Annotated in this window: 11 protein-coding genes and 1 pseudogene; 7 read left to right on the top strand and 5 right to left on the bottom strand. The window is 72.1% G+C overall.

Translation table 11 applies throughout. The features are described 5' to 3' along the window. Positions 1–1,204: 1,204 nt before the first annotated feature. Positions 1,205–2,932, bottom strand: a complete 1,728-nt coding sequence (locus ACX27O_RS28885) for a beta-N-acetylhexosaminidase (RefSeq protein WP_458940407.1) — start codon at positions 2,930–2,932, stop codon at positions 1,205–1,207. A gap of 317 nt (positions 2,933–3,249) precedes the next feature. On the opposite strand from ACX27O_RS28885, the gene ppdK reads away from it, so the two are divergent. Continuing rightward, on the top strand, positions 3,250–5,958 hold the full coding sequence (ppdK, locus tag ACX27O_RS28880; RefSeq protein WP_210865381.1) for a pyruvate, phosphate dikinase: 2,709 nt from the start codon (positions 3,250–3,252) through the stop codon (positions 5,956–5,958). Positions 5,959–6,001: 43 nt separating this feature from the next. On the opposite strand, the gene ACX27O_RS28875 is transcribed toward ppdK, so the two are convergent. Beyond that, positions 6,002–6,502: a roadblock/LC7 domain-containing protein gene (locus tag ACX27O_RS28875; protein ID WP_458940406.1), complete on the bottom strand. Its 501-nt coding sequence runs from the start codon at positions 6,500–6,502 to the stop codon at positions 6,002–6,004. A 253-nt stretch (positions 6,503–6,755) separates the two neighbouring features. Here ACX27O_RS28875 and ACX27O_RS28870 point away from each other — a divergent pair, with 253 nt between their 5' ends. The 3 genes from ACX27O_RS28870 to ACX27O_RS28860 all read left to right on the top strand — a co-directional run bounded on the left by ACX27O_RS28870 (position 6,756) and on the right by ACX27O_RS28860 (position 9,517). After that, positions 6,756–7,109, top strand: a complete 354-nt coding sequence (locus tag ACX27O_RS28870) for a VOC family protein (RefSeq protein ID WP_030330427.1) — start codon at positions 6,756–6,758, stop codon at positions 7,107–7,109. A 278-nt stretch (positions 7,110–7,387) separates the two neighbouring features. After that, on the top strand, positions 7,388–8,653 hold the full coding sequence (locus ACX27O_RS28865; protein ID WP_387222379.1) for a deoxyguanosinetriphosphate triphosphohydrolase: 1,266 nt from the start codon (positions 7,388–7,390) through the stop codon (positions 8,651–8,653). A gap of 15 nt (positions 8,654–8,668) precedes the next feature. Next, entirely contained in the window at positions 8,669–9,517 is an 849-nt protein-coding gene (locus ACX27O_RS28860) for a siderophore-interacting protein (protein WP_458940405.1), read from the top strand. Positions 9,518–9,525: 8 nt separating this feature from the next. Here ACX27O_RS28860 and ACX27O_RS28855 read toward each other — a convergent pair whose 3' ends face one another. Then, positions 9,526–10,731, bottom strand: coding sequence for a low temperature requirement protein A (locus tag ACX27O_RS28855; RefSeq protein WP_210862051.1), 1,206 nt, complete (start codon positions 10,729–10,731; stop codon positions 9,526–9,528). 113 nt (positions 10,732–10,844) lie between these two features. On the opposite strand from ACX27O_RS28855, the pseudogene dnaG reads away from it, so the two are divergent. Next, positions 10,845–12,747 (top strand): annotated as a pseudogene (gene dnaG, locus ACX27O_RS28850) (DNA primase). Beyond that, a complete protein-coding gene (locus tag ACX27O_RS28845; protein ID WP_030330422.1) occupies positions 12,748–13,284 on the top strand; it encodes a hypothetical protein in 537 nt (178 codons plus the stop codon). A gap of 9 nt (positions 13,285–13,293) precedes the next feature. On the opposite strand, the gene ACX27O_RS28840 is transcribed toward ACX27O_RS28845, so the two are convergent. Both ACX27O_RS28840 and ACX27O_RS28835 read right to left on the bottom strand, forming a co-directional pair. After that, positions 13,294–14,313, bottom strand: coding sequence for a TAXI family TRAP transporter solute-binding subunit (locus ACX27O_RS28840; protein WP_030330421.1), 1,020 nt, complete (start codon positions 14,311–14,313; stop codon positions 13,294–13,296). Next, the gene (locus ACX27O_RS28835; protein ID WP_458940404.1) at positions 14,310–16,586 is read right to left on the bottom strand and encodes a TRAP transporter permease; all 2,277 of its coding nucleotides are present in this window, start codon (positions 16,584–16,586) and stop codon (positions 14,310–14,312) included. Before ACX27O_RS28835 ends, ACX27O_RS28840 begins: the two co-directional genes overlap by 4 nt. A 195-nt stretch (positions 16,587–16,781) precedes the next feature. Between ACX27O_RS28835 and ACX27O_RS28830 the strand changes: the two genes are divergently transcribed. Further along, positions 16,782–17,714 (top strand): ABC transporter ATP-binding protein, encoded by a 933-nt coding sequence (locus ACX27O_RS28830; protein WP_210861290.1) that lies wholly within the window; start codon positions 16,782–16,784, stop codon positions 17,712–17,714. Positions 17,715–17,718: the final 4 nt, after the last annotated feature.

Genomic DNA, 17,718 nt, shown 5'->3' with positions numbered 1-17,718 from the left:
GACGCCGGCTTGCTGGTGTTCGGGGCGGCGAAAGCGGTGGTGACGGGGCCGGCGATGGCACCGCCGGTGAAGGCGAGGCCGGCGGCGGTCAGGGCGGTCTTACGGATCAGATCGGTACGCATGATGGCGTGCTCCTCTGCATCGGGGGAAACCGCACGGGCACTGAACGCGGGGGGTGTGCCCGTGGGGGGTGTGGCCGTGCGGGGACGTTCGCGGGGTTCATGCCCGGCGACCCGCTGAGGGGTCGGCGTCGGGACAGGGTGTAACGGTTCGCGGTGGCGGGTCATTCCGCCGGCCCGTCGGCCCTGTGGTGGTGCCCGGGCCTGGCTGGTTCCGCCTACCCGGGGGCTGGCCGGTGGTGCTCGGCTGTCCGGGGGGTGTAACCGGGGCGGCCTGGCGGGTGTTCCCGGCGGCTGCTCCACCGGCTGGCGGGGCGCGGTGGTCTGCCAGGTATAACGACCCGGCCCGGTCGGCGATTCCGCCGTCGGGGTGGCCCCGACCACCCGACACTCGCCCCCAAACCGGACACCCCGACCATCGGTCCAACCCGACACGACGGCCGAGGCGGCGTGATCGACTCGGGTTCCTGAAAACCGCGCTGTCCCGGAGCCCAGGATGCCCCGACTTCATGAAACCCGAGTGGATCACGCCCGTCTGCGCCGTTCGTGCCGCCTGGGGCGGACCGGACCGGGCCGGGGCGGTCCGGGCACGACGGTCCGGGCAGGGCGGGTCGTGTGGGCGTGCCCGGGCGGCCCGTGCCTGGGGACCGTGCCTGGGCGGGCCGTGCCTGGGGGCCGTGCTTGGGTGGACCGTGCCTGGGGGCCGTGCTTGGGTGGACCGTGCCGGGGGGGCCGTGCTTGGGTGGACCGTGCCGGGGGGCCGTGCTTGGGTGGACCGTGCCGGGGGGCCGTGCTTGGGTGGACCGTGCCGGGGGGGCCGTGCTTGGGTGGACCGTGCCGGGGGGCCGTGCCCGGGCGGGCCGTGCTTGGGTGGACCGTGCCGGGGGGCCGTGCCCGGGCGGGCCGTGCTTGGGCGGACCGCGCCTGGGGGCCGTGCCCGGGCGGGCCGTGTTGCCCGGGCGGACCGCGCCTGGGTCGACCGGGCCGGGCCGGGCCGTGCCCCCGACGGGCCGTGCCTGGGTCGACCGCGCCTTGGCGGCCGCGCCTAGAGGGCCGCGCCGGGGCGGACTGGGTCGGGGTGGAGGTCAGGGCTTGGTGGTGTCCGTTTGGGGGACGTTGCGCTGTGTCGGGATGGTCGGTGTGGTGGACCAGGGGATTTCGGGCGCGCGGTGGAAGGTGATGCCGGCGGTCTCCCAGCGTGGGCCGTGGCCCGCCAGGCGGTCGCGGAAGCCGTTCCAGTCGTGGGTCGCCCGGGGCGACCAGCCCAGCTCGGCGATGGCGGGGAGCCGGGGCAGCAGCAGGAGTTCGATGTCGGCCAGCGAGGTGACCGATTCGGTCCAGAGCGGGGCCTCCACCCCGAGTACCGCCTCGGTGGGTACGTCGGCAACGTGCGTGCCGGGATCCCAGTCGTACGCCTTTCGTACGTCGATGAGTCCGGCCCAGTCGTGCCCGATCGGGGTGTCCGGGGCGTACTTCATGTCCAGGTAAGCGTGGTTGCCGGGGGAGATGATCAGTAGAGCGCCACGACGTACGGCCTCGGCGGTGGTGGGGTCTTCGCCGTTCGTGCCCCACCACTGCAGGACCCGCCCGTCGAGGTGGGCGGCCGGTGCGAGCTGGTGCCAGCCGACGACGGTCTTGCCGAGGCCGGCCACGATGCGCTGGACCCGCTCGACGAAACCGGTGTAGACCTCGCCCTTGACCTTGAACGCCTCGTCGCCGCCGACGTGCAACCAGGGGCCGGGGGTGAGCGCGGCCAGCTCGCCCAGGACGTCGGCGACGAAGTCGTACGTCCGCTCGTCGGCAGGGTCGACGTAGCTGAAACCGACCTCGGTGCCGGTGTACGGCGGCGGCGCGATCTTGTCGGGTGCCAGCTCGGGGTACGCGACCAGCGCCGCGTTGGTGTGCCCCGGCAGGTCGATCTCCGGGACGACGGTGATGTGGCGGTCGGCCGCGTAGGTGACGATCCGCGTGTAGTCGGCCTTCGTGTAGTGCCCGCCGGGGCCGCCGCCGACCTCGGTGGTACCGCCGAGGGTGGTCAGCTTCGGCCAGGAGTCGACGGCGATGCGCCACCCCTGGTCGTCGGTGAGGTGCAGGTGGAGATGGTTGAGCTTGTAGCGGGCCAGGTGGTCGACCACCCGCAGCACGTCCTCGACGGCGAAGAAGTGCCGTGCGACATCGAGCATCGCGCCCCGGTAGGGGAACCGGGGTGCGTCGGTGATCGTCCCGCCGGGCAGCGCCCACCGTTCGGTGACCGGGTCGCGGCTCTCGATCGCCGCCGGTAGCAGTTGGCGCAGCGTCTGTACGCCGTAGAAGAGGCCGGCGGCGGTGCTGGCGGTGACGCGTACCCCGTCGGTGGTGATGTCGAGCCGGTAACCCTCCGCGCCGAGGTCGACGGTGTCGTCCAGCACCAGCGCGATGCCACCTGCGGGCTCCGGCGTGGTGGCGTCGGTGACCGGCAGCGGGTAGCCGGTGGCCGGACGCAGGAGGTGGGCGAGTTGCTCGGCGACCGCCAGCGCGGCGGGGTCGGCGGTGGCCACGATGACCGCTTCGGCCGGCAGCACCCAGCCCCCGGTCGGGTCCGGCTGGACCTGCTGCGGGGCGGGGACGACGTCGGCCAGCCGGTGTCGGGCCGGCGGGGCGAGCAGGTCGCCCGCCGCCCGCTCGGCGGCCTGGGCCAGCGTGGCCGCGTCGGCCCGGGCCAGCGTGGCCGCGTCGGCCCGGGCCAGCGTGGCCGCGTCAGGTTCCCGCGTCGGCAGCGGCACCGCGTCGGTGGCGGGGACGGCGGTGGGGCCGGGGGAGGGGGTGGTCGACACGGCGGCGACTCCGGGGGGTGTATTCGCGTCCGTTATGGCAAAAGTGAGGTTCACCGGCTGGCGTGGCGTCAAGCGTACGACGCTCGGCCGGGATGCGTGATGGTGCGCATGGAAGCGTTCCCAAAAACCGGTACGAACACGGATAGTCGTGATGGCTGTGCCAATTGTCACCGAACGGTCCCAGGTCACTCGATGGTCGCTTAACCTTCGCCCACCGACCGACGTTGACCCCGGGATTACCGGCGGTCCGTCCCGGGGAAGAAGAAACTGAACCTTCGTTAAGTGTCAATCCCGGCGCGTGTGTTGTGGAGGCTCTGGTGGCAGCGCAAGAGACCGTCGATCACAAGTACGTCTACGACTTCTCCGAAGGCAACAAGGACCTCAAGGACCTGCTCGGCGGCAAGGGGGCGAACCTCGCCGAGATGACGAACCTGGGCCTGCCCGTCCCGCCCGGATTCACCATCACCACCGAGGCGTGCCAGGCGTACCTGGCGACGGGCCGGGAGCCGGACGGGCTCGCCGGTCAGATCGAGGCGCACCTGGAAGCGCTGGAGCACGCGATGGGCAAGCGCCTCGGCGACCCGCAGGACCCTCTGCTGGTGTCCGTCCGCTCCGGTGCCAAGTTCTCCATGCCCGGCATGATGGAGACCGTCCTCAACGTCGGCCTCAACGACCAGAGCGTGGTGGGGCTCTCCGCCCAGGCCGGACAGAACGACAGGTTCGCCTGGGACTCCTACCGCCGTCTCATCCAGATGTTCGGCAAGACCGTGTGCGAGGTGCCGGGCGAGGAGTTCGAGCACGCGCTCGACGACGTCAAACACGCCAAGGGCACCCACAACGACCTGGATCTGGACGCCGACGACCTGCGCGGGCTGGTCGACGCGTACAAGAAGATCTTTGTGAAGCACACCGGGCGGGAGTTCCCGCAGCAGCCACGCGAGCAGCTCGACCTGGCCATCCGGGCGGTCTTCGAGTCGTGGAACGCCGAGCGCGCGGTGCTCTACCGCCGCCAGGAGCGGATCCCGGCCGACCTCGGCACCGCTGTCAACGTGGTCAGCATGGTCTTCGGCAACCTCGGGCCGGACTCCGGCACCGGCGTCGCGTTCACCCGTGACCCGGCCAGCGGCGCGCAGGGCATCTACGGCGACTACCTGGCCAACGCCCAGGGTGAGGACGTGGTCGCCGGCATCCGCAACACCGTGCCGTTGCAGGAGTTGGAGCAGCTCGACAAGTCCTCCTACGACGAGCTGCTCGGCATCATGGCCCGGCTGGAGGAGCACTACAAGGACCTCTGCGACATCGAGTTCACCATCGAGCGCGGCAAGCTGTGGATGTTGCAGACCCGGGTCGGCAAGCGCACCGCCGCCGCCGCGTTCGTCATCGCCGGGCAGCTCGTCGACGAGGGCCTGATCGACCTGGACGAGGCGTTGCACCGGGTCAACGGGGCGCAGCTGGCCCAGCTGATGTTCCCCCGTTTCCAGCTCGACCACGACTTCCAGCCGGTCGCCAAGGGCATCGGCGCCTCGCCCGGCGCGGCGTCCGGCACCGTGGTCTTCACCTCCGCGCGGGCCGTCGAGATGGCCGCCGAGGGCAAGTCGGTGATCCTGGTCCGCCGGGAGACCAACCCGGACGACCTGAACGGCATGATCGCCGCCAAGGGAATCCTCACCTCGCGCGGCGGCAAGACCAGCCACGCCGCGGTGGTGGCCCGGGGGATGGGCAAGACCTGCGTCTCCGGTGCCGACGAGATCGACGTGAACGTCCCGGCGAAGCGGTTCACGGTGGCCGGGCAGACCGTCAACGAGGGCGACGTGGTGTCCATCGACGGCACCACCGGCAAGGTCTACCTCGGTGAGGTGCCGGTCATGCCCTCCGAGGTGGTGCAGTACTTCGAGGGCAGCCTCGACCCCGAGCACATCGACAACGCGCTGGTCCGGGCCGTACACCGGATCATGACGCACGCCGACGGCAAGCGGCGGCTCGCGGTCCGCACGAACGCCGACACCGGCGCGGACGCGGCCCGGGCCCGGCGCTTCGGTGCGGAGGGCATCGGGTTGTGCCGCACCGAGCACATGTTCCTCGGTGACCGGCGGGAGCTGGTCGAGCGGCTGATCCTGGCGCGCGGCGCAGATGAGCGGGAGGCGGCCCTGGCCGCGTTGCTGCCGTTGCAGCGGGCCGACTTCGAGGAGATATTCCGCGAGATGGACGGTCTGCCGGTCACCGTCCGGCTCATCGACCCGCCGCTGCACGAGTTCCTGCCGCCGTTGGAGCAGCTCGCGGTCAACGTGGCGGTCGCCCAGGAGCGCGGCGAGGACGTCGCCAAGGAGGAGGCGCTGCTCGCCGCCGTCCGGCGGATGCACGAGGAGAACCCGATGCTCGGGCTGCGCGGCGTCCGCCTCGGCCTGGTCATCCCCGGCCTGTTCGCGATGCAGGTGCGGGCCATCGCCGAGGCGGCCGTCACCTGCGCCCGCCAGGGTCGGGTCGCCAAGCCGGAGATCATGGTGCCGCTGGTCGGGGCCGTGCAGGAGCTGGAGACGGTCCGCGCCGAGGCCGAGAAGATCATCGCGGAGGTGGTCGGGGACAGCGGGGTCGAGGTGCTGATCGGCACCATGATCGAGGTGCCCCGGGCGGCGCTGACCGCCGGACAGATCGCCGAGGCCGCCGAGTTCTTCTCCTTCGGCACCAACGACCTGACCCAGATGGGCTGGGGTTTCTCCCGCGACGACGTCGAGGGCGCGTTCTTCTGGCGGTACCTGGAGCTGGGCATCTTCGGCATCTCGCCGTTCGAGTCGATCGACCGCGACGGCGTCGGCCGGCTGGTGCGGATCGCCGCCGAGGAGGGGCGCGCCGCCCGGCCCGGCCTGAAGCTCGGCATCTGCGGTGAGCACGGCGGTGACCCCGACTCGGTGCACTTCTTCCACGAGGTCGGCCTGGACTACGTGTCCTGCTCACCGTTCCGGGTGCCGGTGGCGCGGCTGGAGGCCGGTCGGGCGGTCGTGGAGAGCGGCGGGTCGGACAGCCGCTGACGCACGTCGACGGCGGCCCGGACGCCCGGGCCGCCGTCGACGCTCAGATCGGCGGGCGACGCCAGGTGGGTCGGGACGAGCGGCGCAACTGCGCCGGCAGGGTCGCCATCGGGGTACGCGTGGCCAGCGGGGCGTGCGCGTCCGGCACGGAGGTGGCGCCGATGCCCGTGCCACGGACGTCCAGGAACGATCCCGCCCGACGGGCCACCGCCCGCGCCTCCTCGTGCAACGCCTCCAGGTCCCCGACGGTCGACCCGGTGACGACTGTCAGCAGGGCGCTGCGCCCGGCCGGGTAGGTCACCACGCAACCGGTGGTGGTGCAGACCACCGACTCCCGGAACTCACACTGCCCGACGGTGTCGGCCACCCGGTGACCGAGCCCGAAACTCGCGGCGGCGAGCGCGGCCAGATGGGTGGCGTCGGTGCGGGGCAGGTCGCTGGAGATGAGCAGCCCGTCGGTGCCGGCGAGCACCGCCCCGGCGATGTCGGGGCGGCGGTGGCGTAGCCCGCGTAGCTCCGAACCCATCACCGTGTCTGCGTCCACGAGCGTCACCCCTCATCGGTTGGCTCTGCGTGTCAGTCGCCTGGTCACGTTCCGCGCTGGGAACGCTACCGGTAGCCACTTCCGACCGCGAGCCCGTAACCCTCGGCGATCGGTTGGCAACTGGGGGCCAATCGGTGGTTGTGTGCCTTCCGTCGATGCGTCGCGGGTGCTTCGCGCGGTGGTGGCGGGCGTAATCTTGGCTCCCTCGCACACGGCCGATTGGGCGCCGCGTCGAACGGGAAGAGGTGACTGCATGACCAGTGTCTGGGAGAGCCTGACTGTCGACGCCCGCGATCCCGCCCGGCTGGCCCGCTGGTGGGCCGAGGCGCTCGGCTATCAGGTGGTCACCGAGAAGCCCGACGAGGTGGAGATCCGCCAGTCCGCCGACCGCCTGCCCGGCCTGGTCTTCGTGCCGGTCGCCGAGGGCAAGGAGCGCAAGAACCGCCTGCACCTCGACCTGCGCCCCGCCGACCAGGAAGCCGAGGTCGAGCGGCTGGTCGACATGGGCGCCCGGCACGTCGACATCGGTCAGGGCGACGTCGAGTGGACGGTGCTGGCCGACCCGGAGGGCAACGAGTTCTGCGTGCTCCGTGAGCGCGAGGAGTGAGCCGGTCTTGCGAGCCCCGCAGTCGCGAGTTGCGGAAACCCCGTGAGCGCGAGGAGTGAGCCGGTCTTGCGAGCCCCGCAGTCGCGAGTTGCGGAAACCCCGTGAGCGCGAGGAGTGAGCCGGTCTTGCGAGCCCCGCAGTCGCGAGTTGCGGAAACCCCGTGAGCGCGAGGAGTGAGCCGGTCTTGCGAGCCCCGCAGTCGCGAGTTGCGGAAACCCCGTGAGCGCGAGGAGTGAGCCGGTCTTGCGAGCCCCGCAGTCGCGAACTGCAGCGAATTGATGCGCGGAAGGGGTGACGCGGCGGACTCGCGGTTGGTCGAGGAGCCGCCCAAGGACACTGGGCACCGCCGGTCGCCGTACGAGCGCGACCGGGCCCGGGTGCTGCACTCGGCGGCGTTTCGCCGGCTGGCCACCAAGACCCAGGTGCACACCGCCGGCACTGACGACTTCCTGCGTACGCGGCTGACGCACTCGCTGGAGGTGGCCCAGATCGCGCGGGAGATGGGTGCCCGGTTGGGCTGCGACCCGGATGTGGTGGACGTGGCGGGGTTGGCGCACGATCTCGGGCACCCGCCGTTCGGGCACAACGGCGAGGCGGCGTTGGACCTGCTCGCCACGCCGTGCGGCGGGTTCGAGGGCAACGCGCAGACCCTGCGGGTGTTGACCCGCCTGGAGGCGAAGGTGCTCGCCCCGGACGGCTCGTCCGCGGGGCTGAACCTGACCCGGGCGTCGCTCGACGCGATCGGCAAGTACCCCTGGCCGCGCCGGCCGGGCGAGCGCAAGTTCGGGGTGTACGCGGACGACGCCGCCGTCTTCGACTGGATCCGGGCCGGTGCGCCGGGTGAGCGGCGCTGCCTGGAGGCCCAGGTGATGGACTGGGCCGACGACGTGGCGTACTCGGTGCACGACGTGGAGGACGGCATCCACGGTGGATACGTCACGTTGCGTCCGCTGTTGACCGACGCCGACGAGCGGGCGGCGCTCTGCGCGGACGTGGCCGCCGCCTATTCCGGGGAGTCCGCGTCGGACCTGGCCGAGGTCCTTGTCGATCTGCTGGCTGGCCCGTTGCTCGCTCCGCTCGCCGGGTACGACGGCAGCCACCGGGCGCAGGTGGCGTTGAAGGCGACCACCAGCGGGGTGACCGGGCTGTTCGTGTCCGCGGCGGTGGCTGCCACCGAGGAGCGCTTCGGTCCGGGCCCGCACCGCCGTTACGGTGCCGACCTGGTGGTGCCCCGACTGGTCCGGGCGCAGTGCGCGCTGCTCAAGGGCATCGCGCTGCGGTACGTGATGCGTCGCCGTGGCTTCCGGGGCCGCTATGAGCGGCAGCGGACGATGCTGGCCGAACTGGTCGCCGCGTTGGTCCGGCACGCCCCGGAAGGGCTCGACCCGATCTTCGCCCCGCTGTGGCGGGCCGCCCCGGACGACGCGGCCCGACTGCGGGTGGTGATCGACCAGGTGGCGTCGCTCACCGACCCGGCGGCGGTGACCTGGCACACCCGCCTGGTCGGTACTGGTGCACCCCCGACCGGCCACCAGCGAACTTAGGCTAACCTAACTGACATGACGGAACGCCCCAGGAACGTCACCTCGGCCCGGGTGCTGCGCACCGAGCGGCCCACCCGGCACCTGATCCGGCTCGTCCTCGGTGGGGACGAGCTGGTCGGCCTGCCGGTGGGCGAGTTCACCGACCACTACATCAAGGTGGTGTTCCCGCAGCCGGGGGTGGCGTACCCGCAGCCGTTCGACCTCGCCGCGATCCGCCGGGACATGCCCCGGGAGCAGTGGCCCCGGCTGCGCGCGTACACGGTGCGGCGCTGGGATCCGCTGGCCGGGGAGCTGACCGTGGACGTGGTCTACCACGGCGACGAGGGGTTGGCCGGCCCGTGGGCCGCCGCGTTGCGCACCGGCGACCCGGTGCACTTCCTCGGGCCGGGCGGCGCGTACGCCCCGGACCCGGACGCGGACTGGCATCTGCTGGTCGGTGACGAGAGCGCCCTGCCGGCGATCGCCGCCGCGTGCGAGCGCCTGCCGCTGGGCGCTCGGGCCCATGTCTTCGTGGAGATCTCCGACCCGGCGGAGGAGCAGAAGCTGCTCAGCCCGGGGGCGGTCGAGCTGACCTGGCTGCATCGCGGCGCACGCCCGGTGGGCGAGGCGCTGGTCGCGGCGGTGCGGGCGTTGGAGTTCCCGGCCGGCCAGGTGCACGCGTTCGTGCACGGCGAGGCGGCCTTCGTCCGGGAGCTGCGCCGGCTGCTGCGCGGCGAGCGGGGCGTACCCCTGGACCGGCTCTCCATTTCCGGCTACTGGCGGCGCGGTATGGACGACGAGGGCTGGCGCTCCACCAAGGCCGCCTGGAACCAGCAGGTGGCGGCCGAGGAGGCAGCGGTCCCGGCGCCGGCCGCGGCGGCCTGACGCGCCGGTCATCCCTCGGGCGTGTTCATCTCCTGGCCGGCGCGGGCGAGGCGCCGGCTGAGCAGTACGGCGTACCCGACGACCGCCAGGGAGAGCAGCGACAGCATCAGCCTCGGTTGGTGCACCGTCGTGGTGATCACGCCGACCGAGACCACCCCGTAGGCGGCGATCGCCAACCGGGCGGCGCTCGGTCGGGTCCACAGCCAGTACAGGGCGAGCCCGCAGACGGTCCAGATCACCATCGCGGCGCCCAGCAGCAGCCGCAGCTCCAGCGGCAGCCGGTTGGCGTTGTCGTCGACCAGCCGGACGACCTGCCCGAGCGCCCAGCCGAGCAGCAGCAGCGCACCGCCGAGCGGAATGTGCAGGTAGCTGTACGCCTGCCCGCCGCGCAGTCGGCGCTGGGTCAGGCGGGTGGTGACGAAGGTGGTGTAGACCCACCAGACCGCCGCCGGGATCAGGAAGGCCAACGCGGCGGTGAGGATCATGTGTGGCGGGGGGTGGTCCGGCACGGCGAAGAGCAGGCTGGCCAGCGCGCTACCCAGCACGATGATGGTGAACTGGCCGATCCGTTCCGGCAGGTGCCGGTTGTCCACCGGCCAGCGGTTGAGCCAGCGCACCCCGACCCAGGGGGTGGCCAGCTCGATCACCATCGCGACGATCCACAACACCGGGCGCAGCTCGATGGGCGCGGCCAGCGACACCAGCCAGAGCGTCCAGCCCGACCCGAAACCGATCAGATAGACCGTCGTGACCATCCGGGCCATCGGGCTGGTGGGACGGGCGCGCAGGTACAGCAGGAGCAGCACGCCCCGCACGATCAGGTACCCGACCGGCAGGAGCACGCTCTCCGGCACCTCGTCGACGCCGAGGGTCATCGCGCCCGCGCCGACCAACGCGACGAGCACCAGCACCCGGTGCAGCGCGTCGTCCGGGTCGAAGCGGGTGTCGTAGTAGACCTGCCCCATCCAGGCCCACTGGACCACCACGAAGAGTCCGATCACGGCCAGCACCGCCCTCGGCGACGGGCTCGGTTCGTCGCCCAGCCGGGCCACCACCGCCGCCAGCGCGTACACGAAGATGAGGTCGAGGAAGAGTTCCAACCAGGTGGCGTGCCGATGCCCGGCCTCGTCCGCACCCGGGGTCTGGTCGGGTAGCCCGACCAGACCGGCCAGCCATCTCGGCAGGCGGAGGGCTTGGGTCCGTACCCGGCGCATCTGGTCATGGTCCCCGCGCGGACCCGGCTCGCGGGTCGGAACCGCCCAGCCGGCAGCGGCCGCCGCCACACCGGCGTCCCCCGGCCGGCGTGTCGTCGGTCCGGCAGGGCAGGATGTACGGGGAGGGGGTGGCGAATGGCTGGGCGGATCCGGGACGAGGACATCGCACTGGTCCGGGAACGCACCTCGATCGGGGATGTGATCTCCGAGACGGTCACCCTGAAGTCCGCCGGCGGCGGCAACCTCAAGGGCCTGTGCCCGTTCCACGACGAGAAGAGTCCGTCGTTCAACGTGTCTCCGGCCCGCAACGTCTGGTACTGCTTCGGCTGCGGGGCCGGCGGGGACGCGATCAAGTTCCTGATGGACGCGGACCACCTCAGCTTCGTGGAGTCCGTCGAGCGGCTGGCCGGCCGCGCCGGCATCCAACTGCGCTACGTCGAGGACGACAAGGGCACCCCGCGGCCCCGCCCGCAGCAGGGTCAGCGGCAGCGTCTGGTCGCCGCGCACGCCGCCGCCGTCGAGTTCTACCGGGCGCAGCTCGGCACCGCCGGGGCCCGGCCGGCCCGGGAGTTCCTGGCCCGACGGGGCTTCGACCGGGCCGCCGCCGAGCGCTACGGCTGTGGGTTCGCGCCGGACGGGTGGGACCTGCTCACCAAGCACCTGCGCCAGCAGGGCTTCACCCACCAGGAGCTGGTCACCGCCGGGTTGTCCCGGGAGGCCCGCTCCGGCACCCTGATCGACCGGTTCCGACGCCGGCTGCTCTGGCCGATCCGCGACCTCGCCGGTGACGTGATCGGCTTCGGGGCGCGCAAGCTCTTCGACGACGACGACGGCCCGAAGTACCTGAACACCCCCGAGACGCCGATCTACAAGAAGTCGCACGTGCTCTACGGCATCGACCAGGCCAAACGGGAGATCGCCAAGCAGGGGCGGGCGGTGATCGTCGAGGGTTACACCGACGTGATGGCCTGTCACCTGGCCGGGGTGACCACGGCGGTGGCGACCTGCGGCACCGCGTTCGCCGCGGACCACATCTCGGTGCTGCGGCGGCTCCTGTTCGACAGCGACGAGGTGGCCGGCGAGATCATCTTCACCTTCGACGGCGACGCCGCCGGGCAGAAGGCCGCGCTGCGCGCCTTCGAGGACGATCAGCGTTTCGTCGGGCGCACCTTCATCGCGGTCAGCCCGGACAACATGGACCCATGCGATCTGCGGCTGGCCAAGGGCGACCTGGCGGTGCGGGACCTGGTCGCCCGCCGCGAACCGCTCGTCGACTTCGCGCTGCGCCACGTGATCGGTCGCTTCGACCTGGACACCGTGGACGGCCGGGTCGAGGCGATGCGGCACGCCGCGCCGCTGGTCGCCCGCCTCAAGGACCGGGAGAAGCGCCCGGAGTACGTGCGCAAGCTCGCCATGGACCTCGGCATGGAAATCGAGCCGGTGCAGCGGGCGGTGCTCGCCGCCGGCAACACCGCGTCCCCCGGCACCCGCGACGCCGCCCCCGCCGGCCGGCCCACCTCGGCCCGCCCCGAGCCGGCAGTGGACAGCCCACAGTCGATGGTCGAGCGGGAGGCGCTCAAACTCGCCCTCCAGCAGCCGGTCCTGGCCGGGCCGATGTTCGACGCGGTGGAGGCCACCGAATACCGCCACCCGGTGCACGTCGCGGTGCGTACGGCCATCGCCGCGGCCGGTGGTGCCGCGTTGGCGACCGGCGGCGCGGTCTGGATCGAGTCGGTCCGCGACGCCTGCGACGACCTGGCGGCAGCGGCGCTGGTCGGTGAGTTGGCCGTCGAACCGCTGCGGATCGACGGCGAACCGGACCCGCGCTACGTGTCGATCACCATGGCCCGGGTGCAGTTCGGGTCGGTGACCGGCCGGATCCGGGACCTCAAGTCACGCATCCAACGGATCAACCCGGTCAACAACAAGGACGAGTACTTCGCCGCCTTCGGTGAGCTGCTGTCCCTGGAGCAGCACGCCCGGGCGCTGCGCGAGCAGGCTGCGGGAGGCCTCTAGATGGGACTGTTCAGCCGTAAGCCGAAGCTGCCGCCGGCCGACCGGCCGCCGCTGACCTCCGACGAGCGGGTGCTGGCCTGGGCGGCCGCCGGCAACGGCGAGGGCGACGGGGTGGTGGTCGCCACCAACCTCGGGTTGTGGCTGCCCGGTCGGGGGCAGCGGCTCGGCTGGCACACCATCCTCAAGGCGGTCTGGTCCGGCCGGGAGCTGACCGTCACACCCGCCGAGCCCGTCGCCGAGCGGGACGGCTACACGGTGGTCGTCGACGGTCCGGCGGAGACGTACCTGCTGCTCGACCCGGGAGAGCTGCCGCACCAGGTGCGCGCCCGGGTGACCCGCTCGGTCGCGTACACCGAGCACCAGCCGGTGCCCGGCGGCGCGGCGCGGGTCGCGGCCCGGCGCGTGGCCGGGGTCGACGGTCTGACCTGGACGGTCCGACTCGACCCCGGCACTGCGGCGGACGACGAGGCCCTTTTCGCCGAGACCGACCGGCTGGTCGCCGTGGCCCGCGCCGCCACCGCGCCGGCCGACGTCTGAGCGGCCGGGTCAGCTCGCGCCGAGGTCCTTCAGCGCCTTCTCCGCGCCGCGGTGCAGCGGCACCGGCAGGGTCCTGCGGGCCCTCTCCAGCGAGATCCCCTTGGCCGCCGGGTTGGCCTGGGCCAGCGCGTCGCGCTTGTCGAACACCGTCCGGGTGATCGCGCAGGCGACGTTGGCGTCCAGGTCCTTGCGGACCAACAGCACGTTGGGTACGACGATGGTCGGGGTGTCGGTGGCCGTGCCGTACGCGTCCCGCCCGATCGTGCCTTCCTGGTAGCCGGGGCTCAGCGCGGCCATCTTCGGCAGCAACGGCGAGAGGTCGACGAACTTCACCGAGTCGCCGGCCGTGGTGAACAGGTCGGTGAGCCCTCCGGTGGGCAGACCGCCGGACCAGAAGAAGCCGTCGACGCTGCCGTCCTTGATTCCCTCGACAGTCTTGGTCAGGTCCAGTCGCTGCGCTCGGACGTCCTTCGCCGGGTCGAGGCCGGCGGCCTCCAACAGCCGGTTGGCGATCACCTCGGTGCCGGACTTCGGCGAGCCGGTGGAGATCCGCTTGCCCCGCATGTCGGCCACCGAGGTGATCCCGGAGTCGTTGCGGACCACCACCTGCGTGTAGTTGTCGTAGATGCGGGCCAGCGCCTGCACCGGCTGCGGCGCGGAGAAGCTGCCCTTGCCCTCGACCGCGTTGACCGCCGTGTCGAACAGCGAGAACGCCACGTCGTACTGGCCGCCAACGAGCTGCTCGACGTTCTGCACCGACGCGCCGGTCTCGGCGGCGGTGCCGGTGAGCTTGCCACCGGTCGCCCCGGACAACTGCCCGGCCAGGGCGTTGCCGACCACGTAGTAGACGCCTGTCGCGTTGCCGGTGGCGATGCCGACGCGGGTCTCCTTGGTCACCTCGCAGGTGACCTCACTGGCCGCGTCGTCAGTGGCCGCACCGCCCTGCTGACCTCCGCACCCCGCGGCGCCGACCGCGACGAGGGCGAACACGCTCAGGCTCGCGGCGAGCCGTACGTCGATTCGTCTCACAGTTGTTCCTCCACAGAATCGGACGGTTGTCGGTCGGCGGACCGGTGTCGCAGGAACACACCCGCTGCCGCGACGGCGGCCAGCGTCGCGCCGACGGTGACCGGCACGGGTTCGAGCCAGAGCAGTGTGACGCCGGCGAGGACGCCCAGCAGCCGTTCCGGGGCGCCGACCGGCCCCACGCCGGGCAGCCAACCACCGGCGGCGACGGCGAGCACGGCCACGCTGAGCGCGGTGACCACGGCGGCGAAGGCGATGCGCCCGACGCCACCGATGCCGAGCAGACCGAGCCCGGCCGGCGTGATGACGAAGGCGATCGGGGTCAGGTACGCCGGCAACGCGTACCGCAGGGTCTGCCACATGGTGGGCACCAGCCGGCCGCCGGTGACCGCGGCGGCGGCCACCGCGGCGAGCGCGGTCGGTGGGGACACCTCGGACAGCACCGCGAAGTAGAAGACGAACATCGCCGCAGCCGGCGCGGTGACGCCCAGGTCGAGCAGCGCCGGGCCGACGATCACCCAACCGATCACGAACGACGCGGTGACCGGCACGGCCAGGCCCAGCAGGCTGAGCGCGACGGCGGCGAGCAGCGCGGTGAGCACCAGCACCAGCGTCGGATCCGACGTGGCCGCCTTCGCCCCGCCGATCAGCAGCGCCGCCGCCTGCGGCCCCAGGCCGGTCTTCGTGGTGGTCGCCGTGATGATGCCGGCGGCGGCGCAGACGGCGGTGACGGCAAGGACGCCGCGTACGCCGGTGACGAGCGCTGTCACCAGCCTGCCCGGGGTGAGCCGGTGCGTGCGGTCCAGGAAGGAGAGCGCGACGGCCAGAACGGTGGCGAACACGACCGCCCTCGTCGCGGACATTCCCATCGCGAGGAACACGATGATGGCGATCAGCGAGGCGAAGTGGTAGCCGAACCGGCCCAGCAGACGCCAGGGCGAGCCGACATCGACCACCACCGGGCGTACGCCGGAGCGGCGGGCGTCGATCTCCACGGCGAGCAGGATGCCGAGGTAGTAGAGCACCGTCGGCACTGTTGCCCAGCCCAGCACCTGAAGGTACGAGACGCCCAGGTACTCGGCGATGATGAACGCCGCCGCGCCCAGGGTCGGCGGGGAGAGGATGGCGCCCACACCGGCCGCGGCCAGCATGCCGCCGGCCCGCTCCGGTGGGTAGCCGGCGCGGCGCAGCAGCGGCCAGGTGACCGCGCCGATGCTCACCGTCGTCGCCGCCCCGGAGCCGGAGACGGTGCCGAGCAGGAAGCCGGAGGCGACAGCGGTCCGGCCGGCGGCGGTACGCGAGCGCCGGAACGCCGCGGCCGACAGGTCGACGAAGAACCGCCCGGCCCCGGACAGGTCCAGCACCGCGCCGTAGATGGTGAACAGCACGATGTACGAGGCGGCCACGTCGAGTGGTGTGCCGTAGAAGCCGCTGTCGGAGTTGTAGAACGCGTCGACCAGTTGACTGAAGTCCAGCCCGGCGTGCGCGACCGGCCAGGACTGCGGCAGCAACCCGCCGTAGTAGCCGTAGCCGAGGAACACCAGGCAGATGGCGGGCAGGATCCAACCGGTGGTCCGTCGACAGGCTTCGAGCAGCAGGAGCAGCAGGACGGTGCCCAGCACCAGATCCGTCGGCGACAGCAGACCCTGTCGGTCGAGGAACGCGTTGTAGCCGCCGCCACCGTCGCCAATCCGGATCGGCACGATGGGGTAGAGGCAGGCCGCGACGGCCAGAGCGACGAGCACCCAGTCGGTCACTGTGGGCCGCGTCGACGCGGGTCGCCGCCGGATGCGGAGGCGGGCCGGCAATCGCAGGTCGGCCGGGTAGGCGAGGAAGACCAGCGGAAGGACACCGGCCAGGAAGATGATCAGGTAATACTTGCTGCCCTGCGACAGGGGCTGGAACACCTGCCACAGGGCGAGCGCGCCGACCGCCAGCGCCGCGATGGTGAGAAGCAGCCCGGTCGGCCCGGAGAGCACCCGGCCCGGCTTCTCGTCCTCGAACTGGGCGGCCAGGTCCCGAGTCGCCTGCTCGGCGACGTCCGGCCCGGCCTGGTCGGGCTTGCCCGGATCAGGGTCGGCCTGGTCGGGCCTGGCCTGGTCGGGTTTGCTCGGGTCGGGCCTGGCCTGGCCTGGCTTGCCTGCGTCGGGCTCGGTCTGGTCGGGTCTGGTCGCCGGGCTGGTGCCGTCGGATTCGGCGGGTTCCGCCGGCCCGGCTCCCGGTCGTGGTCGGGGTGGCCTGCCGCCGGGGCGCGCCGCGCTCTTGTCGGCGGGCAAGTTGGCTGGTCGGGTAGGTGACGACGAACCATCGGGCGAGCTGATGGGCGACACAGGGGGACGATACACGTCGATCAGCTGACGGGTGGGGCATCGATCGGCGTTTCCCCACCGCCGGCACCGGCACCGGCGCTACCGGCCAATGCGGACGTATGTGCGTGGAGGTCTGTCGGACCCGGCGGTTAGTGTCGGGCGGTGACTTCGGGGCGACCACTGATTCAGGCTCGTGGGCTGGTGAAGCGGTTCGGCGATTTCACCGCCGTGGCCGGCATCGATGTCGAGGTCCGCTCGGGTGAGGCGTTCGGCTTCCTCGGGCCCAACGGCGCGGGCAAGTCGTCCACCATGCGGATGGTCGGCTGCATCTCCCCGCCCAGCGGTGGCGAGCTGCGCATCCTCGACATGGATCCGGTGGCTGACGGGCCGGCGATCCGCGCGCGCCTCGGGGTGTGCCCGCAACTGGACAATCTCGACCCCGAGCTGACCGTCCGGGAAAACCTGACCGTCTACGCCCGCTACTTCGGCATCTCCCGCCGGACGGCTCGGGAGCGGGCCGCCGAGCTGCTCGACTTCGTCCAGCTCACCGAGCGGGCCGACAGCAAGGTCGAGCCGCTGTCCGGTGGCATGAAACGTCGACTGACCATCGCCCGCGCGCTGGTCAACGACCCGGAGATCGTGCTGCTCGACGAGCCGACGACCGGGCTCGACCCGCAGGCCCGGCACCTGGTGTGGGAGCGGCTGTTCCGGCTCAAGCAGCAGGGCGTCACGCTGGTGCTCACCACGCACTACATGGACGAGGCCGAGCAGCTCTGTGACCGGTTGGTGGTGATGGACGGCGGGCGGATCGTCGCGGAGGGCTCGCCCCGGGCGTTGATCGAGCAGCACTCGACCCGCGAGGTGGTCGAGCTGCGCTTCGCCGCCGAGTCGCAGGAGCCCTTCGCCGGCAAGCTCGACGGGCTGGGGGAGCGGGTCGAGGTGTTGCCCGACCGGGTCCTGCTCTACGTGCCCGACGGTGACACGGCGGTCGCCGAGGTCGCCGCGTTGGGGCTCCAGCCGGCGAACGTGCTGGTCCGGCGCAGCGGCCTGGAGGATGTCTTCCTGCAACTGACCGGCCGCACCCTGGTCGACTGACCAC

Source organism: Micromonospora sp. SD19 (assembly GCF_054462275.1).
The sequence above is the reverse complement of the archived record's forward strand: the minus strand, read 5'-3'. Positions and strand labels throughout refer to the sequence as shown.

What these genes read in the sequence shown, in the direction of transcription:
- ACX27O_RS28865 (WP_387222379.1), top strand. Translation starts at nt 7,388, where the DNA reads ATGCGCGGAAGGGGTGACGCGGCGGACTCGCGGTTGGTCGAGGAGCCG.
- ACX27O_RS28860 (WP_458940405.1), top strand. Translation starts at nt 8,669, where the DNA reads ATGACGGAACGCCCCAGGAACGTCACCTCGGCCCGGGTGCTGCGCACC.
- ACX27O_RS28845 (WP_030330422.1), top strand. Translation starts at nt 12,748, where the DNA reads ATGGGACTGTTCAGCCGTAAGCCGAAGCTGCCGCCGGCCGACCGGCCG.
- ACX27O_RS28855 (WP_210862051.1), bottom strand. Translation starts at nt 10,731, where the DNA reads ATGCGCCGGGTACGGACCCAAGCCCTCCGCCTGCCGAGATGGCTGGCC.
- ACX27O_RS28870 (WP_030330427.1), top strand. Translation starts at nt 6,756, where the DNA reads ATGACCAGTGTCTGGGAGAGCCTGACTGTCGACGCCCGCGATCCCGCC.